Here is a 15,813-nt window from a genome sequence, read left to right on the forward strand (position 1 = left end):
ACGGGACGTCCATCTTCGTGAGCAACACGCCCTACAGCCCGGATCCGCGCGCGCATCCGGGGCTGCATGTGATCGCCTTGCTAGAGGCGGTCAAGGGGACGCTTGCGCTGTTGGCGGCGACGGGCCTGGAAATTCTGGGCCCGCTCCCGCTGCAGAACGCGGTCAGCACACTGATCCGCCGCTTCAACCTGGATCCCGACCACGGCGCACTGCCGTCGTTGCTCAAGACCATCAGTCCCGACGCCGTCCATCTGGCCGCTGCCGCAATGCTGGCCTATGGCCTGTTGCACGTGGTGGAAGCATGGGGTCTGTGGCGTGCCAAGGCCTGGGCGTCGCTGCTGGGCTGCCTGTCGGCGGCCATCTACCTGCCTTTCGATATCTACGCCATCGTCCGCCATCCCGGCTGGACCGCCTGGGGCGTACTGGCGATCAATCTGATCGTGGTCGGCGTGCTGGCACGCGATCTGATCAAACGCCGGCGCCGCTGAGGCCCCCTGCCCGTCTGCGGGCATGTCATACACATTGTCACCCCGCCGCAGCGCCGTTAGCCTGCGAACAGTCCCCGGGGAACACCGCCAATGCGATCCACCACCTTGTCCTTCGCGCTGCTGCTTGCGCTGTGCGGCTGTGCGCATACCGAAAGCCTGACCCCGGCCGGTGCCAACGCAGCCACTGCCAGGCAAGACGATCTGATCGACGCCGACATCGTCGGCCTGCAGGCACGCATGGCATCCGGCACGACCAGCAGCCTGGATCTGACCCGCGCATACCTGCAGCGTGTCGCCACCATCGATCGCGCCGGGCCCACTCTCAATTCGGTGATCGAACTCAACCCGCAGGCCGAAGCCGACGCACGTGCATTGGACGCCGAACGCCGCGCCGGCCATGTGCGCGGCCCCCTGCATGGCATTCCGGTACTGCTTAAGGACAACATCGATGCGCTGCCGATGGTCAACAGCGCCGGCTCGCTGGCACTGGCCGATTTCAGGCCCGGCCGCGATGCGTTTCTGGTGCAGCGCCTGCGCGCCGCTGGCGCGGTGATCCTGGGCAAGACCAACCTGAGCGAGTGGGCCAACTTCCGCTCCACCAAGTCCAGCTCCGGCTGGAGCGCACGCGGCGGGCTGACCCGCAATCCGTACGCCCTGGATCGTAATCCCTGCGGCTCCAGTGCCGGCACCGGCGCGGCGATCGCCGCCAGCCTGGCCACGGTCGGCATCGGCACCGAAACCGACGGCAGCATCACCTGCCCGGCCTCGGTGAACGGCCTGGTCGGGCTCAAACCGACCGTGGGCCTGGTCAGCCGCGACGGCATCATTCCGATCTCGGCCTCCCAGGACACCGCCGGCCCGATGACGCGCAGCGTCGCCGATGCGGCGGCGGTGCTGCAGGCGATTGCCGCACCCGACCCGCAGGATCCGGCGGCGCGCACTGCACCGACGTCCACACCGGACTATCTGGCGCATCTCAGGCCCGATGGCCTGCGCGGCGCCCGCCTGGGCCTGCTGCGCAATCCCTTGCGCGAAGATCCGGCGATTGCCGCCACGCTGCAACGCGCGGTGCAGACCCTGCGCGCCGCTGGCGCCACCGTGATCGAAACCAGCCTGGCGACCGAGGGCCAGTGGGACGCCGCCGAGCAAACGGTCTTGTTGGTCGAATTCAAGGCCGGCCTGAACGCGTATCTGCGCAGCCACGCCGCGCCGGTGTCGAGCCTGGAGCAATTGATCGCCTTCAATCGCAGCCACGCGCAGCGCGAGATGCCCTACTTCGGGCAGGAGCTGTTCGAGCAAGCGCAGGCCGCGGCCGGACTGAACGATGCCGCCTATCTCACAGCCCGCGCCACTGCCAAACGGCTGGCCGGGCCGGACGGCATCGACGCCGCGCTGCAGGCCAATCGCCTGGACGCACTGATCGTGCCGACCACCGGTGCTGCCTGGGTCACCGACCTGGTCAAGGGCGACACCTTTCCCGGAGCCGGCTATGGTGCGGCCGCGGTGGCCGGTTATCCCAGCCTGAGCGTGCCGATGGGACAGACCCAGGGCCTGCCGCTGGGCTTGTTGTTCATGGGCAGCGCCTGGAGCGAGCCGCGCCTGATCGAACTGGCCTACGCCTACGAACAACGCAGCAAGGCGCGTGTTGCGCCCCGCTACTCGCCGACTGCGCCCAGCGCACCGGCGGCCGCGCCTGCAGCTATACCGTAGTCGCAGGCTCACCGTCTTCGGCACCGGGCGAGCGCACGCTCTCCTGGGCGATTGGCGCGGCGGCGCGCAGGGGTGGCTTTTCCTGCGCGGCGATTTCGGCGCGAATCCTGGGCAGTGCGTACGGGTGCTCGCGGGTCAGGAAGTCGATCATGCGCTCGCGGCTGATGCAGCGCAGATCGAACGCATCGCCGGAGTTGCGCGCGCTCACCAGCAGGCGTACCTGGATCGTGCTCTCGCTGGTTTCGGTCACCTGGGTCACGCACACGCGTCCATCCCACAGCGGCTCGCTCTTGCAAATGCGCTCCAGCTCGGCGCGCACCGCCGCGATCGGGGTGCGGTAGTCCAGCCACAGGAATGCGGTACCGAGCAGGTCGGCGCTGCTGCGCGTCCAGTTCTGGAACGGGTGCTCGATCCACCAGGTCAACGGCACCACCATCCGCCGCTCGTCCCAAATCCGCACCACCACATACGAGCTACCGATCTCCTCGATGCGGCCCCATTCGCCTTCCACGATCACCACATCGTCCAGCCGGATCGGCTGGGTCAGGGCGATCTGCAGACCGGCGATCAGGTTGCCGAACACCGGCTTGGCCGCGATGCCGGCCACCAGGCCGATGATGCCGGCCGAGGCCAGCAGCGTCTTGCCGATCTGGCGTACCTGCTCGAAGCCAAGCAGCACCACCGAGATGCCGAGCAGGATCACCGCGCCCATGACCACCCGGCTCAGCACGCGTGTCTGGGTCTGGATGCGCCGTGCGGTGAGGTTGTCGGACACCTCGATCGGGTTGCTGCGCAGAATTGCCGCCTCGCCGGCTGCTACCGCGCGTACAAGCAGCCAGGTGATGCAGCCGACGATCCCCACGTGTAGCAAACTTTGCAGTGCCGCGAGTCCCTTGCCCTCCAGCGGCGTTGCTTCCGTGGCGATACGCAAGAACAGCAGCGGCAGGATGAAGGCAGCCGGCAGCGTGACCACGCGAATGATGCGTGCACGGCGATAGTCGCGGCCCTGCATGCGGCGAAACAGCCACAGCATCAGCGACCAGGTGACGATGCCCGCCAGCAGCGCGGCACCAAGCGGGATTGCGTATTCGCGGATGACGTTCCAATCGGCAGTCAAACCGTTCCTCCTGTGGGGGGAAAGAGGGATGGCTGCAGCATCATGCCGCACGCGGCATGAGCATCACGTCATGCGTACGGTGACATCACGCGCCCAGCGGCTGCGACGCCACCTGCTGTTGCTTGCGCACGATCGCCATTGCGATTTCCAGCGACTGCTCGTAGTTCAGGCGCGGATCCACGCTGGAGCGGTAAGCGCGTTCCAGATCGCGCTCGGTCAACTCGCGCGCGCCACCGGTGCATTCGGTGACGTCTTCGCCGGTCAGTTCCAGATGCACCCCGCCCAGCCGCGTCCCGGCGGCCGCATGCAGATCGAAGGACAACTCGACCTCGCTGCGGATATTGTCGAAACGCCGTGTCTTATAGCCATTTCCGGTGCTTTCGGTATTGCCGTGCATCGCATCGCACACCCACAACACCCGACGTCCATCGCGCTTGACCGCCTCCAGCAGCGGCGGCAACTTCTCGGCGATCTGCGCCGCACCCATGCGATGGATGAAGCTCAGGCGGCCGGGTTCGTCTTCGGGATTGAGCACGTCGATCAGACGCAACAGCTGATCCGGCTGCACCGATGGCCCCACCTTGATCGCGATCGGGTTACGCACGCCACGCAGGTATTCCACATGCGCGCCATCCAGCGCGGCGGTGCGCATGCCGATCCACGGGTAATGGGTGCTCAGGTTGAACCAGCCCCACTGGCGCGGCACCTGCCGGGTCAGGCCTTCCTCGTACGGCAGCAACAGCGCCTCGTGCGAGGTGTAGAAGTCGATGCGATTGAGGTTGTAGACCTCCGCGCCGGACAGGGTCTCCATGAAGCGCACCGCATCGCCGATCGATGCCACCATCTTCTGGTAGTCCGCCGCCAGCGGCGAATACCCCACCCAGTCCAGATTCCAGTATTCGGGATGGTGCAGGTCGGCAAAGCCGCCGTCGATCAGAGCGCGCACGAAATTCATCGTCATCGCCGAGCGCGAATGCGCGGTGATCATGCGCTGCGGATCCGGCACGCGCGCCGCTTCAGTGAAGGCTGGCGCGTTGATCACATCGCCGCGGTAGCTCGGCAAGGTCACCCCGTCGCGGGTTTCGGTATCGGCCGAGCGCGGCTTGGCGTACTGCCCGGCAAAGCGCCCTACCCGCACCACCGGCAGGTGCAGGCCATGCACCAGCACCAGGCTCATTTGCAGCAGCACCTTCAGGCGATTGGAGATCGTGCCCGATTCGCAATCGCTGAAGTTCTCGGCGCAATCGCCGCCCTGCAGCAGGAAGCGCTTGCCTTCCTGCGCTTCTGCCAGCTGGCGCTTGAGCGCAAAGATTTCCCAGGAGGTCACCAGCGGCGGCAGCTGCCGCAACTCGCCCAGCGTGTGTTCCAGCGCAACGGCGTCCGGGTAGACCGGCATCTGCAACGCCGGACGCTGCCGCCAGCTCTGCGGCGACCACTGCTCTGCCTGGTTGACGGACGAATGAGGGGAAGCGGACATCGTGAACTCCAGAAATCTCGGGCGCCGGCCAGCGCCGGAACGAAACGATCAGAACAGTTTGCGCGGACCACGCTGCCTGAAGCCGGCGTACAGCGCCCACAGCGCCAGGCCCACGAACCACAGCATGCTCCACATCGGCATGCTCAGGCCCAGAAAGCGCCAATCGATATTGCCGCAGTCGCCGGTGCCGGTCAGCACGGTGCGGAACACTTCGAACGGCCCCATCGTCTCGCTCAGGAAGCTCAACGGCGGCCCGCACGAGGACATCATGTCCTTGGGCCGGATCTGCACCCAGACATGCCGCGCCGCGATGCCCATGCCGACGCCGGCAGCGATGAAGCTGAGCACGCCATAGAGCTTGCGCGTGCCCGCTGCGCGCGGCCCATGCAACGCGCCCAGCAGAAACAACAGCGCCAGCGCCGCAAACGCGATCCGCTGGAAGATGCATAGCGGGCATGGCTCCAGCCCAAGATGCAGCTGTACGTAGATCGCATAGGCAAGCAATCCTGCGCAGGCAAGAAAGCCCAGCAAGAACTGCGCCCGGAAACCCCAACGAAATGGATTCATCGCTACCGCTTGCCTAGGATCGAATGCCCGATTATCAGCCATCGCTGCCGCGGTGACCACGGATGCCTGCATCGGGCAGGTCGCCTGGCAGCAGGCCCGGTGCAGCCATGCATGTCGCCAGTCATGTGTCGGTCTGCAGACCTCGACACCGCCCGGAGACGGCCGCCTTTGCGGCGGCGAGCTTGATCCTGGTTGAGCCATGCACATCGCTGCGCTGTTGCCGAAACACCCATACCAAGACCGACCGCCATGGTCCGGCACAGGCAATAAAAAAGCCCGGCGCTAGCCGGGCTTTTCGAGAATCTTTGCGAAGGGCGAACCGATTACTCGGCCACTTCCTCGGCGACGACCGGACGGTCGACCAGCTCGACATACGCCATCGGCGCATTGTCACCGGCACGGAAGCCGGCCTTCAGGATGCGCAGGTAGCCGCCGGGACGGGTCGCGTAACGCGGGCCCAGTTCGACGAACAGCTTGCCCACCGCTTCCTTGTCGCGCAGGCGAGCGAACGCCAGACGACGATTGGCAACGCCATCGACCTTGCCGATGGTGATCAGCGGCTCGGCGACGCGACGCAGTTCCTTGGCCTTCGGCAAGGTGGTCTTGATCAGCTCGTGCTTGAACAGCGACGCGGCCATATTGCGGAACATGGCTTCGCGGTGCGCGCTGGTGCGGTTGAATTTACGACCGGATTTCTGGTGACGCATGAGTGTGATTTCCTAAGGAATGTTGAGACTGCTTGAGAGACGCTGTCGCCATCCTGGCGCTGTTGAATGGACTGCGGTTGGTCCGAGCCGGCCGTCCTTTGACCGGATGTCACCGCGGGCTTTGGCCCGTCGATGTAAAAAAACAGCATGGGCGCCCGAAGACGCCCATGCGGTGATGCATTAACCAAGCATGCCGTGCTGGGCGACACCGGCCGGCGGCCAGTTCTCCAGCTTCATGCCCAGTGCAAGGCCGCGCTGTGCCAGCACTTCCTTGATTTCGGTCAGCGACTTCTTGCCGAGGTTCGGGGTCTTGAGCAGCTCCACTTCGGTCTTCTGGATCAGATCACCGATGTAGTAGATGCTCTCGGCCTTCAGGCAGTTGGCCGAACGCACGGTCAGCTCGAGGTCGTCGATCGGGCGCAGCAGCACCGGATCCACGCCGCTGGCAGCCGGCTTGGCCGCACCGCGATCGCGGTGGGTGAAATCGCCGAACACCGACAGCTGATCGCTGAGGATGTCGGCGGCGGTGCGCACGGCTTCCTCGGCATCGATCGTGCCGTTTGTTTCGATATCGATCACCAGCTTGTCGAGGTCGGTGCGCTGTTCAACGCGCGCAGCTTCCACGGCATAGGCAACGCGACGCACCGGCGAGAACGACGCATCCAGCATCAGACGACCGATGGTGCGGGTCTCTTCGTCCGGACGACGACGCGCGGCAGCCGGCTGATAGCCGAAACCACGCTCGATCTTCAGGCGCATGTTCAGCGCCGTGTCCTTGGTCAGGTGGCAGATCACGTGGTCGCCGTTGATGATCTCGACGTTGTGATCGGTCCTGATGTCGGCCGCAGTGACCGTGCCCGGACCCTGCTTGGACAACGACAGCGTCGCGCTGTCGCCACTATGCATACGAATCGCCACGTCTTTCAGGTTGAGCAGGACGTCAAGCACGTCTTCCTGCAGCCCTTCGACCGTGGTGTACTCGTGCAGCACGCCGTCGATCTCGACCTCGGTGATCGCAAAACCCGGGATCGACGACAACAGCACACGACGCAGGGCATTGCCCAGCGTGTGCCCGTAACCGCGCTCCAAGGGCTCGATCACGACCTTTGCGCGATTGTCGGTAAGACGTTCGATCTGCGGACCACGGGGGCGCAGAACCTGGTTGGCGGTAACCGTCATGTTGCGGGGTCTCCTGCGAACCTCCGGCGGTGCCGGAGGCTCTCCAATGTGAATTACTTCGAATACAACTCGACGATCAGCGCTTCGTTGATATCCGAAGGCAGGTCAGCGCGATCCGGAACGGCCTTGAACACGCCGCTGAACTTCTTCGAATCGACTTCGACCCACGACGGCGTCATGTCGTGCTGCTCAGCCACGGTCAGGGCTTCCTGCACGCGAAGCTGCTTCTGTGCCTTTTCCGACAGCGTGATCGCATCGCCAGCCTTGATCTGGTACGAAGCCAGATTCACCGACTTGCCATTGACCAACACGCCACGGTGCGACACCAGCTGGCGCGCGGCCGGACGGGTGACGGCAAAGCCCATGCGGTAGCAGACGTTGTCCAGACGGGTTTCCAGCAACTGCAGCAGGTTCTCGCCGGTGTTGCCCTTCTTGGTCGAGGCCTTCTTGTAGTAGTTGCGGAACTGACGCTCCAGCAAACCGTAGATGCGCTTGACCTTCTGCTTTTCGCGCAGCTGGGTGGCATAGTCGGAGAGCTTGCCTTTGCGAGCCGCGCCGTGTTGGCCGGGCTTCTGCTCAAGCTTGCACTTGGAGTCCAGCGCGCGCGCCGGGCTCTTGAGGGAAAGATCGACGCCTTCGCGGCGGGCGAGCTTACAGGTAGGACCGATATAACGAGCCATTTCTTATCGCTCCCTTTAGACGCGACGCTTCTTCGGCGGACGGCACCCGTTGTGCGGGATTGGCGTCACGTCGATGATGTTGGTGATCTTGTAGCCCACGTTGTTCAACGAACGCACGGCCGACTCACGGCCCGGACCCGGACCCTTGATACGCACTTCCAGCGACTTCACGCCGTAGTCGAGCGCAGCGCGGCCAGCCTTTTCGGCGGCAACCTGAGCAGCGAACGGGGTCGACTTGCGCGAACCACGGAAGCCGGCGCCGCCGGACGTGGCCCACGACAGTGCATTGCCCTGGCGATCGGTGATGGTGACGATGGTGTTGTTGAACGAAGCGTGGACGTGAGCGACGCCGTCAGTGATGACGCGCTTGATCTTCTTCTTCGTTTTCTTTTCTGCTGGCTTTGCCATGATCTATCCCTTACTTCCTGATCGCCTTGCGCGGACCCTTGCGGGTGCGGGCGTTGGTACGGGTGCGCTGACCACGCAGCGGGAGACCACGGCGATGACGCAGACCGCGATAGCAGCCCAGGTCCATCAGTCGCTTGATCGCGATACCGATTTCGCGGCGCAGGTCGCCTTCGACGACATACTTGCCGACCTCGGCGCGCAGGCGCTCGATTTCGGGTTCGGACAGATCACGAATCTTCGTGGTCGAGGTAACGCCTGCGGATTCGCAGAGCTTCTTCGAACGGGTACGGCCGATGCCGTAGATGCTTTGCAACCCGACCCAGACGTGCTTCTGGGCTGGCAGGTTGACGCCTGCAATACGCGCCATGACGCGATTCTCCAACTGAGTGATGGCCCGACAGCGCCCAGGCGCCATCGGGCAGGATGGATCAAAAGTGAACTCGGAATTGTAGCAAGGCCTCGGATTGCTTTGAAGCCCGTGGAACCAAAAGTTCCATGGACCCGGCGTGGGGAGTGTGCCCTCGCTCCGGCGCCGGACGATGTTGATCCAGAAAATTTCTCCGAATCGCCTGTGCTACTCCCGCACAGGACCACCTCGTCACACCCGCGCGCGAGACGTCGCGCGAGCCGCCCTTCTGATCGGAAGATCGTGGCCCGGGAACCAGGCCGTCTTCACGCAATGAAGATCTAGTGTACCACTTAACTGCGCGCCAGACCGCCGCGCGAGCCACCCTTGAGGTTGGCCTTCTTCAGCAGGCTCTCATACTGATGCGACATCAGATGGGCCTGGATCTGCGCGATGAAGTCCATCACCACCACCACGGCGATCAGCAACGACGTACCACCGAAGTGGAACGAGGTGCCCAGCTGGGTGCGCATGATTTCCGGCAGCAGGCAGACGATCACCAGGTACAACGAACCCGCTGCGGTCAGGCGCGTCAGCACGCCGTCCACATAGTCAGCCGTCGCCTTGCCCGGACGGATACCGGGAATCAGTGCGCCCGACTTCTTGAGGTTGTCAGCGGTTTCCTGCGAGTTGAACACCAGCGCGGTATAGAAGAACGCGAAACCGATGATCAGTGCGGCGAACACCAGCATGTGCACCGGCTCGCCGGGCCCGAGCGCATTGGCGATCTTCTGCAGCCACGAACCCACACCGCTGCCAGACGCCGCCTGACCCGACCACATCGACAGCGTGGCCGGGAAGGCCAGGATGCTAGAGGCGAAGATCGGCGGAATCACGCCTGCCATGTTGAGCTTCAACGGCAGGAACGAGGTCTGGTTCATGTACGCATTGCGGCCGCCCTGGCGGCGTGCGTAATTGACTGTGATACGCCGCTGCCCGCGCTCGACGAACACCACGAACAGCGTGAACGCCAGAATGGTGATGACGATCAGCAGCAGCGAGATGAAGCTCAGATTGCCTTCGCGGAAGGCCTCGACGGTCTGGATCGCCGCCGACGGAAGGCCTGCAACGATGCCGGCAAAGATGATCAGCGACACGCCGTTACCGATGCCACGCTCGGTGACCTGCTCGCCCACCCACATCAGGAAGATGGTGCCGGCAGTCAGCGCAATCACTGCGGTGAGCACAAAGCCCATGCCCGGCGCGTACACCACCGGAGCGCCACCAGGTGCGGTCTGGTTCTGCAGTGCCAGCGCGATACTGCCGCCCTGCACCACCGCCAGCAACACCGCACCGATGCGCGAATACTGGGTGATCTTGCGTCGGCCGGATTCGCCTTCCTTCTGCATCGCCTTGAGGGCGGGAAAGATGTGCGTGGCCAACTGGATCACGATCGATGCCGAGATATACGGCATCACGTTCAACGCAAAAATACTGAAACGGTGCAGGGCGCCGCCCGAGAACATGTTGAACATGTCCACGATGCCGCCGCCCTGCGCCTGCATCAACGAAAGCATGGCATCGGGATTCACGCCAGGCACCGGCACATAGCAGCCGATGCGATAGACGATCAATGCCCCGAGGACGAACAGTAGCCGCTGGCGAAGTTCCGTGAACCTGCCGAGCCCGCCACCGAGGTTACCAATGCCAGCCTGCGCCATCTGCCGATTACTCCTCTACGCTGCCGCCGGCAGCTTCGATTGCTGCCTTGGCGCCCGCACTTGCGGCGACACCCTTCAGCACGAACTTCTTGCTCAGCTCGCCCTTCAGCACGATCTTCGCCTTCTTGGCGCGGCTCGGGACCAGATTGGCCGCACGCAGCGCTGCAAAGTCGATCTCACCGGCTTCCAGCTTGTCCAGCTGGTAGGACAACACTTCGGCACTGTCACGCGCCATCTTGGAACGGAAGCCGATCTTCGGCAGACGGCGCTGCATCGGCGTCTGGCCGCCTTCGAAGCCGGCCTTGATCTTGCCGCCGCCCTTGCGAGCGAACGAACCCTTGTGGCCGCGGCCGCAGGTCTTGCCGAGACCGGAACCGATGCCGCGACCGACGCGGGTGCGCTCGGTACGGGCGCCGTCGGCGGGCTTGAGGTCATTGAGATGCAAAGTCATGGGATTAGTCCTCAACCTTGACGAGGTAGTGAACGGTATTGATCAGACCGCGAACCTGCGGGCTGTCCTTCAGTTCACGCACATCGTTGAGCTTATTCAGGCCCAACGCACGCACCGACAGGCGGTGACGCGACTGGGTTCCACGCAGGCCACGCACCAGGCGCACCTTCACGGTCTTGTTGGTGTCCTTAGCCATGGTTGAGCTCCTCCACCTTCTTGCCGCGCTTGGCCGCAACACGGGCCGGCGACTGCACTTCCGACAGACCCTTCAGGGTTGCACGGACCAGGTTGATCGGATTACGCGAACCAACCGCCTTGGCCAGCACGTTCTTGACGCCGACCGCTTCCAGCACGGCGCGCATGGCGCCGCCGGCGATGACGCCCGTACCTTCCGACGCCGGCTGCATGTAGACGCGTGCTGCGCCGTGGCCGGACTTGACGGCGTGCCACAAGGTACCGTTGTTCAGATCCACAGTGGCCAGGTTCTTGCGCGCCTGCTCCATCGACTTCTGGATGGCGACCGGTACTTCGCGCGCCTTGCCATAACCGAAACCGACCTTGCCCAGACCATCGCCGACCACGGTCAACGCGGTGAAGGTGAACTGGCGACCGCCCTTGACCGTCTTGCTGACGCGATTGACCGCGACCAGCTTTTCGATCATGCCATCGTCGACTTTCTCTTCGCGGTTACGGTCGCGATCACGACCCCGCGGTGCACGTTCTTCTGCCATCTTGATTCCTTGATTGATTGGGTATGTACGGCTCGAAGCCGCTTATGGTTGTGAAGTCACGCTGTGTTCCCGGCACCGTTGCAAAAGAACGGGACGGTCCGGCATCTCCCCTGCCGGCGGTAACGCGGATGTGGCCGATGGCCACATCCGCAGCAGTGCTTAGAACTGCAGGCCGCCTTCGCGAGCTGCGTCGGCCAGCGCCTTGATACGGCCATGGTAGCGATAGCCCGAGCGGTCGAATGCGACCTTCTCGATGCCCGCAGCCTTGGCGCGCTCGGCGATCAGCTTGCCGACCTTGACGGCCGCATCGCTGTTCTTGCCGTTCTTCAGGCCTTCCTTGACGTCGGCCTGCAGGGTGTTCGCCGCAGCGATCACCTTGGAGCCGTCGGCGGTGAAGACCTGCGCATACAGATGCTGGCCGGTGCGCAGCACCGACAGGCGAGCGACGCCCAGTTCACGGATGTGCGAACGGGTGGACTTTGCGCGACGCAGACGGGCGATGTTCTTGTTGATGCTCATGATATTTATCCTACGGAAGCTGAAGGGAAAGCGCGCTCCTATCAAAAGTCCGCACAGGGATGTGCGGGCTCTTGCGAGGGACTCGCCATTAAGCCTTCTTGGCTTCCTTGCGAATGATGACTTCACCGGCGTACTTCACACCCTTGCCCTTGTAGGGCTCCGGCGGACGGAAACCGCGAATCTTGGCGGCAACTTCGCCGACGCGCTGCTTGTCGGCGCCCTGGACCACGATTTCGGTCTGGGTCGGGGTCGACAGCGTGATGCCTTCCGGCGCCACGAACACCAGCGGGTGCGAGAAGCCGAGCGCCAGGCTCAGGTCCTTGCCCTGCATGGCGGCACGGTAACCGACGCCCACCAGCTCGAGCTTGCGCTCGAAGCCTTCGGACACGCCCTTGACCATATTGGCAAGGATGGCGCGCACGGTGCCGGTGATGGCGATCTGCGACGGCTCGTTGGCCGACAGCGTGGCAACGTCGCCGTCAACGGCGATTTCGACGCCAACCGGCTTCGGCAGGGTCAGGGTGCCCTTCGGGCCCTTGACGCTGACCAGCTCGGGCTGGACCTTGAGTTCAACACCCTTCGGAAGGGAGACAGGCTTCTTGGCTACACGGGACATGATCGATTCCTTCCCTTAGGCCACGAAGCACAGGACTTCACCACCAACGCCGGCTTCGCGAGCCTGCGCATCGGTCATGATGCCCTTCGACGTGGAAATGATGGCGATACCCAGGCCACCCAGGACCTTGGGCAGCTCGGTCTTGCCGCGGTACTGGCGCAGACCCGAGCGCGAGAAACGCTTCAGGGTCTCGATGACCGGACGGCCTTCGAAATACTTCAGCACGATTTCCAGCTCCGACTTGTTGTTCTCGGTCGCTGTCACGCGCAGGTCGGTGATGTAACCCTCGTCCTTCAGGACTTGGGCGATCGCGACCTTGATCTTGGACGACGGCAATTTCACCGTCTGCTTACCAACCGCGGCCGCATTCTTGATGCGTACCAGCAGGTCGGCGATGGGATCAGTCATGCTCATATGAGTACCTTTGAGTGCACCGATATCCGCTTTCGCGAAAATCTTGTGTTTTCCTGGGGATGGGCCAGGACCCTTTACGCCATGCCAGGCCCGTGCGGGCAAGACAGAAGCGGAAGTATACGACAAAAGAGCCCGACTTGCGTCGGACTCCCATGTTGAACAGAACCATCCTGCTCAAGCCGGCCGCGAGCGACCGGCAATGCTGTTACCAACTTGCCTTGCGCAGGCCCGGAACGTCGCCGTTCATGGTGGCTTTGCGCAGCATGTTGCGACCCAGACCGAACTTGCGGTAGACACCGCGCGGACGACCGGACAACTCGCAACGGTTGCGGTGGCGGCTCGGCGACGAATCGCGCGGCAGCTTCTGCAACTTGGTCGACGCGTCGATCTTCTCTTCGTAGGACGCATCCTGGCTGGAGAGGATCTTCTTCAGCGCATCACGCTTGCCGGCGAATTTCTTCGCCAGCTTTGCACGCTTGATGTCGCGGTGGATCATGGAGGTCTTTGCCATTTCGGATGTCCTCGACGGTCAGTTACGGAACGGGAACTTGAACGCTGCCAGCAGCGCCTTCGCTTCCGCATCCGTCTTGGCGGTGGTGGTGATGGCGATATCCATACCGCGGATCGCGTCGACGGCGTCGAAGTCGATTTCCGGGAAGATGATCTGTTCCTTCACACCCATGTTGAAGTTGCCACGACCGTCAAAGGAGCGACCCGAAACACCACGGAAGTCGCGCACGCGCGGCAGCGAGATGTTGATCAGACGATCCAGAAACTCGTACATCTTGGCGCGACGCAACGTGGTCTTGCAGCCGATCGGCCAACCGTCACGAATCTTGAACGATGCGACCGAAACGCGCGACTTGGTGACCACCGGCTTCTGACCGGAGATCTTGGACATGTCGGCGACCGCATTTTCCAGAATCTTCTTGTTGGTAGCCGCCTCGCCCACGCCCATGTTGAGCGTGACCTTGACCAGCTTCGGCACTTCCATCGGATTGGTGTAGCCGAATTCCTTCATCAGGGCCGGAACCACGTTTTCCTTGTAAAACTTTTCGAGACGAGTGTTCATGATCGCATTCCTCAGGCGTCGAGCGCCTCACCGCTGGAGCGGAACACACGCAATTTGCGTCCATCCTCCAGCACCTTGAAGCCAACGCGCTCGCCCTTGCCCGTTGCCGGGTTGACGATATTGACGTTGGAGATATGGATCGACGCTTCACGCTCGACCACGCCGCCGGCGACACCCGCCTGCGGGTTCGGCTTGGTGTGGCGCTTGATGACGTTGGCATTGGAGACGATCACGCGATCGCCATCCACACGCACAACTTCACCCTGCTTACCCTTGTCCTTGCCGGTGTTGATGACGACCTGGTCGCCCTTCTTGATACGGTTAGCCATGTATATGTCCTCCGCTCACAGCACTTCGGGAGCGAGCGAGACGATCTTCATGAACTTCTCGGAACGCAGCTCGCGCGTCACCGGCCCGAAGATGCGGGTCCCGATCGGCTCCTGCTTATTGTTCAACAGCACAGCGGCGTTGCCATCGAAGCGGATCAGCGAACCGTCGGGACGGCGCACACCCTTGCGGGTACGCACCACGACGGCGTCGTAGACTTCGCCCTTCTTGACCTTACCGCGCGGAATGGCGTCCTTGACGGTCACCTTGATGATGTCGCCAATGTGTGCGTAACGGCGCTTGGAGCCGCCCAGCACCTTGATGCACATCACTTCCTTGGCACCCGAATTGTCGGCGACATCGAGGTAGCTCTGCATCTGGATCATGATTCAGATCTCCCTTATTCGGCCGAACGGGTGACGATTTCGACCACCCGCCAGTTCTTGGTCTTGGACATTGGAGCAATCTCGGTCACACGCACGACATCGCCTTCGTTGCAGGCATTGTCGGCGTCGTGTGCGTGGAGCTTGGACGAGCGCTTGATGTACTTACCGTACAACGGGTGCTTGACCTGGCGCTCCACCAACACGGTGACCGTCTTGTCCATCTTGTTGCTGACGACACGGCCTTCGACCGTGCGCAGCGCTTGCTTTTCGTTGTTGTCGCTCATCGCGGCCGTCCTTACTTGGTGCTGCCGAGCAGGTACTTGACGCGAGCAATCTCGCGGCGCACCCGGCGGGTATCGTGGGTCTTCGGCAGCTGGCCGGTGACCTGCTGCATACGGAGCGAGAACTGCTCCTTACGCAGATCGGTCAGGTGGGCCTTCAGTTCGTCAGCCGACTTCTCGCGGAGTTGTTTGATATCCATCAGCGCACCGTCCGGGTCACGAAAGTGGTGGTCACCGACAATTTCGCGGCGGCAAGGCGGAACGCCTCACGTGCGATATCCTCGGGAATACCCTCGATTTCATAGATCATGCGGCCCGGCTGAATCTGCGCGACCCAGTACTCCACGTTGCCCTTACCGGAGCCCATGCGGACTTCGATCGGCTTCTTGGTGATCGGCTTGTCGGGGAACACACGAATCCACATCTTGCCGCCCTTCTTGACGTGGCGGCTGATCGTACGACGTGCTGCTTCAATCTGACGCGCGGTCAGCTGACCGTGCGCGGTTGCCTTGAGGCCGTACTCGCCGAAGCTGACGGCGTTTCCGCTCCATGCCAGGCCGTCGTTACGGCCCTTGTGCATCTTGCGATATTTGGTTCGCTTGGGTTGCAACATTGC

The 15,813-nt window shown here is 63.1% G+C and carries 24 protein-coding genes; 2 read left to right on the forward strand and 22 right to left on the reverse strand.

Features of this window, described 5'->3' with window-relative positions; genetic code table 11:
* The first annotated feature begins 68 nt into the window (after window positions 1-68).
* Together DYQ94_RS06755 and DYQ94_RS06760 are read left to right on the forward strand one after the other, a co-directional pair.
* Window positions 69-488: a DUF2127 domain-containing protein gene (locus DYQ94_RS06755; protein ID WP_026064834.1), complete on the forward strand. Its 420-nt coding sequence runs from the start codon at window positions 69-71 to the stop codon at window positions 486-488.
* Window positions 489-593: 105 nt separating this feature from the next.
* Window positions 594-2,198 (forward strand): amidase, encoded by a 1,605-nt coding sequence (locus DYQ94_RS06760; protein WP_184429026.1) that lies wholly within the window; start codon window positions 594-596, stop codon window positions 2,196-2,198.
* Here the strand turns inward: DYQ94_RS06760 and DYQ94_RS06765 are convergent.
* From DYQ94_RS06765 to rplP, 22 genes are all read right to left on the reverse strand, one after another.
* Window positions 2,188-3,315, reverse strand: coding sequence for a mechanosensitive ion channel family protein (locus DYQ94_RS06765; RefSeq protein ID WP_039523792.1), 1,128 nt, complete (start codon window positions 3,313-3,315; stop codon window positions 2,188-2,190). The two genes, DYQ94_RS06760 and DYQ94_RS06765, sit on opposite strands and share 11 nt — an antisense overlap.
* An 85-nt stretch (window positions 3,316-3,400) precedes the next feature.
* Window positions 3,401-4,792, reverse strand: a complete 1,392-nt coding sequence (locus tag DYQ94_RS06770; RefSeq protein ID WP_046345812.1) for a class II 3-deoxy-7-phosphoheptulonate synthase — start codon at window positions 4,790-4,792, stop codon at window positions 3,401-3,403.
* Window positions 4,793-4,840: 48 nt separating this feature from the next.
* Window positions 4,841-5,359 (reverse strand): disulfide bond formation protein B, encoded by a 519-nt coding sequence (locus DYQ94_RS06775; RefSeq protein WP_024938561.1) that lies wholly within the window; start codon window positions 5,357-5,359, stop codon window positions 4,841-4,843.
* Between the two features lie 323 nt (window positions 5,360-5,682).
* Window positions 5,683-6,066, reverse strand: a complete 384-nt coding sequence (rplQ, locus tag DYQ94_RS06780) for a 50S ribosomal protein L17 (RefSeq protein WP_003486665.1) — start codon at window positions 6,064-6,066, stop codon at window positions 5,683-5,685.
* 180 nt (window positions 6,067-6,246) lie between these two features.
* Window positions 6,247-7,245 (reverse strand): DNA-directed RNA polymerase subunit alpha, encoded by a 999-nt coding sequence (locus DYQ94_RS06785; RefSeq protein ID WP_002811635.1) that lies wholly within the window; start codon window positions 7,243-7,245, stop codon window positions 6,247-6,249.
* Window positions 7,246-7,298: 53 nt separating this feature from the next.
* Window positions 7,299-7,925 carry a 30S ribosomal protein S4 gene (gene rpsD, locus DYQ94_RS06790; RefSeq protein ID WP_024938562.1) on the reverse strand — a complete coding sequence of 209 codons (627 nt, stop codon included), beginning with the start codon at window positions 7,923-7,925 and terminating at the stop codon, window positions 7,299-7,301.
* Window positions 7,926-7,940: 15 nt separating this feature from the next.
* Window positions 7,941-8,333 carry a 30S ribosomal protein S11 gene (gene rpsK / locus DYQ94_RS06795; protein ID WP_003486671.1) on the reverse strand — a complete coding sequence of 131 codons (393 nt, stop codon included), beginning with the start codon at window positions 8,331-8,333 and terminating at the stop codon, window positions 7,941-7,943.
* Between the two features lie 10 nt (window positions 8,334-8,343).
* Window positions 8,344-8,700, reverse strand: a complete 357-nt coding sequence (gene rpsM, locus DYQ94_RS06800; protein ID WP_003486672.1) for a 30S ribosomal protein S13 — start codon at window positions 8,698-8,700, stop codon at window positions 8,344-8,346.
* Between the two features lie 332 nt (window positions 8,701-9,032).
* Entirely contained in the window at window positions 9,033-10,400 is a 1,368-nt protein-coding gene (gene secY, locus DYQ94_RS06805) for a preprotein translocase subunit SecY (RefSeq protein ID WP_160954698.1), read from the reverse strand.
* A 7-nt stretch (window positions 10,401-10,407) separates the two neighbouring features.
* Entirely contained in the window at window positions 10,408-10,851 is a 444-nt protein-coding gene (rplO, locus tag DYQ94_RS06810; protein WP_016900650.1) for a 50S ribosomal protein L15, read from the reverse strand.
* Between the two features lie 4 nt (window positions 10,852-10,855).
* Window positions 10,856-11,047: a 50S ribosomal protein L30 gene (gene rpmD / locus DYQ94_RS06815; RefSeq protein ID WP_024938563.1), complete on the reverse strand. Its 192-nt coding sequence runs from the start codon at window positions 11,045-11,047 to the stop codon at window positions 10,856-10,858.
* The gene (gene rpsE, locus DYQ94_RS06820; protein ID WP_003486682.1) at window positions 11,040-11,582 is read right to left on the reverse strand and encodes a 30S ribosomal protein S5; all 543 of its coding nucleotides are present in this window, start codon (window positions 11,580-11,582) and stop codon (window positions 11,040-11,042) included. Before rpsE ends, rpmD begins: the two co-directional genes overlap by 8 nt.
* 159 nt (window positions 11,583-11,741) lie before the next feature.
* Window positions 11,742-12,101, reverse strand: coding sequence for a 50S ribosomal protein L18 (rplR, locus tag DYQ94_RS06825; protein WP_016900655.1), 360 nt, complete (start codon window positions 12,099-12,101; stop codon window positions 11,742-11,744).
* An 88-nt stretch (window positions 12,102-12,189) separates the two neighbouring features.
* The gene (rplF, locus tag DYQ94_RS06830; protein WP_024938564.1) at window positions 12,190-12,717 is read right to left on the reverse strand and encodes a 50S ribosomal protein L6; all 528 of its coding nucleotides are present in this window, start codon (window positions 12,715-12,717) and stop codon (window positions 12,190-12,192) included.
* Window positions 12,718-12,732: 15 nt separating this feature from the next.
* Window positions 12,733-13,131: a 30S ribosomal protein S8 gene (gene rpsH, locus DYQ94_RS06835; protein WP_010371096.1), complete on the reverse strand. Its 399-nt coding sequence runs from the start codon at window positions 13,129-13,131 to the stop codon at window positions 12,733-12,735.
* 205 nt (window positions 13,132-13,336) lie between these two features.
* Window positions 13,337-13,642, reverse strand: coding sequence for a 30S ribosomal protein S14 (rpsN, locus tag DYQ94_RS06840; protein WP_005917137.1), 306 nt, complete (start codon window positions 13,640-13,642; stop codon window positions 13,337-13,339).
* 18 nt (window positions 13,643-13,660) lie between these two features.
* Complete coding sequence (gene rplE, locus DYQ94_RS06845; protein ID WP_010371090.1) at window positions 13,661-14,203, reverse strand: 50S ribosomal protein L5; 543 nt, start codon at window positions 14,201-14,203, stop codon at window positions 13,661-13,663.
* 11 nt (window positions 14,204-14,214) lie between these two features.
* On the reverse strand, window positions 14,215-14,532 hold the full coding sequence (rplX, locus tag DYQ94_RS06850; RefSeq protein WP_003486696.1) for a 50S ribosomal protein L24: 318 nt from the start codon (window positions 14,530-14,532) through the stop codon (window positions 14,215-14,217).
* Window positions 14,533-14,547: 15 nt separating this feature from the next.
* A complete protein-coding gene (gene rplN / locus DYQ94_RS06855) occupies window positions 14,548-14,916 on the reverse strand; it encodes a 50S ribosomal protein L14 (RefSeq protein WP_003486699.1) in 369 nt (122 codons plus the stop codon).
* Between the two features lie 14 nt (window positions 14,917-14,930).
* A complete protein-coding gene (gene rpsQ, locus DYQ94_RS06860; protein WP_016900663.1) occupies window positions 14,931-15,200 on the reverse strand; it encodes a 30S ribosomal protein S17 in 270 nt (89 codons plus the stop codon).
* Window positions 15,201-15,211: 11 nt separating this feature from the next.
* Window positions 15,212-15,397, reverse strand: coding sequence for a 50S ribosomal protein L29 (rpmC, locus tag DYQ94_RS06865; protein WP_006450638.1), 186 nt, complete (start codon window positions 15,395-15,397; stop codon window positions 15,212-15,214).
* Window positions 15,397-15,810, reverse strand: a complete 414-nt coding sequence (rplP, locus tag DYQ94_RS06870; protein ID WP_011036127.1) for a 50S ribosomal protein L16 — start codon at window positions 15,808-15,810, stop codon at window positions 15,397-15,399. Before rplP ends, rpmC begins: the two co-directional genes overlap by 1 nt.
* Window positions 15,811-15,813: the final 3 nt, after the last annotated feature.

This window comes from Xanthomonas sp. LMG 8993, assembly GCF_009835065.2.
Taxonomy (GTDB): Bacteria; Pseudomonadota; Gammaproteobacteria; order Xanthomonadales; family Xanthomonadaceae; genus Xanthomonas; species Xanthomonas arboricola.

What these genes read in the sequence shown, in the direction of transcription:
- rplR (WP_016900655.1), bottom strand. Translation starts at nt 12,101, where the DNA reads ATGAGCATCAACAAGAACATCGCCCGTCTGCGTCGCGCAAAGTCCACC.
- rpsN (WP_005917137.1), bottom strand. Translation starts at nt 13,642, where the DNA reads ATGGCAAAGACCTCCATGATCCACCGCGACATCAAGCGTGCAAAGCTG.
- rplX (WP_003486696.1), bottom strand. Translation starts at nt 14,532, where the DNA reads ATGGCTAACCGTATCAAGAAGGGCGACCAGGTCGTCATCAACACCGGC.
- rpsD (WP_024938562.1), bottom strand. Translation starts at nt 7,925, where the DNA reads ATGGCTCGTTATATCGGTCCTACCTGTAAGCTCGCCCGCCGCGAAGGC.
- DYQ94_RS06785 (WP_002811635.1), bottom strand. Translation starts at nt 7,245, where the DNA reads ATGACGGTTACCGCCAACCAGGTTCTGCGCCCCCGTGGTCCGCAGATC.
- DYQ94_RS06775 (WP_024938561.1), bottom strand. Translation starts at nt 5,359, where the DNA reads ATGAATCCATTTCGTTGGGGTTTCCGGGCGCAGTTCTTGCTGGGCTTT.
- rpsM (WP_003486672.1), bottom strand. Translation starts at nt 8,700, where the DNA reads ATGGCGCGTATTGCAGGCGTCAACCTGCCAGCCCAGAAGCACGTCTGG.
- rplP (WP_011036127.1), bottom strand. Translation starts at nt 15,810, where the DNA reads ATGTTGCAACCCAAGCGAACCAAATATCGCAAGATGCACAAGGGCCGT.
- rpsK (WP_003486671.1), bottom strand. Translation starts at nt 8,333, where the DNA reads ATGGCAAAGCCAGCAGAAAAGAAAACGAAGAAGAAGATCAAGCGCGTC.
- rpsH (WP_010371096.1), bottom strand. Translation starts at nt 13,131, where the DNA reads ATGAGCATGACTGATCCCATCGCCGACCTGCTGGTACGCATCAAGAAT.
- rpsQ (WP_016900663.1), bottom strand. Translation starts at nt 15,200, where the DNA reads ATGAGCGACAACAACGAAAAGCAAGCGCTGCGCACGGTCGAAGGCCGT.
- DYQ94_RS06770 (WP_046345812.1), bottom strand. Translation starts at nt 4,792, where the DNA reads ATGTCCGCTTCCCCTCATTCGTCCGTCAACCAGGCAGAGCAGTGGTCG.
- secY (WP_160954698.1), bottom strand. Translation starts at nt 10,400, where the DNA reads ATGGCGCAGGCTGGCATTGGTAACCTCGGTGGCGGGCTCGGCAGGTTC.
- rplF (WP_024938564.1), bottom strand. Translation starts at nt 12,717, where the DNA reads ATGTCCCGTGTAGCCAAGAAGCCTGTCTCCCTTCCGAAGGGTGTTGAA.
- rpsE (WP_003486682.1), bottom strand. Translation starts at nt 11,582, where the DNA reads ATGGCAGAAGAACGTGCACCGCGGGGTCGTGATCGCGACCGTAACCGC.
- rplQ (WP_003486665.1), bottom strand. Translation starts at nt 6,066, where the DNA reads ATGCGTCACCAGAAATCCGGTCGTAAATTCAACCGCACCAGCGCGCAC.
- rplO (WP_016900650.1), bottom strand. Translation starts at nt 10,851, where the DNA reads ATGACTTTGCATCTCAATGACCTCAAGCCCGCCGACGGCGCCCGTACC.
- rplE (WP_010371090.1), bottom strand. Translation starts at nt 14,203, where the DNA reads ATGAACACTCGTCTCGAAAAGTTTTACAAGGAAAACGTGGTTCCGGCC.
- rpmC (WP_006450638.1), bottom strand. Translation starts at nt 15,397, where the DNA reads ATGGATATCAAACAACTCCGCGAGAAGTCGGCTGACGAACTGAAGGCC.
- rplN (WP_003486699.1), bottom strand. Translation starts at nt 14,916, where the DNA reads ATGATCCAGATGCAGAGCTACCTCGATGTCGCCGACAATTCGGGTGCC.
- rpmD (WP_024938563.1), bottom strand. Translation starts at nt 11,047, where the DNA reads ATGGCTAAGGACACCAACAAGACCGTGAAGGTGCGCCTGGTGCGTGGC.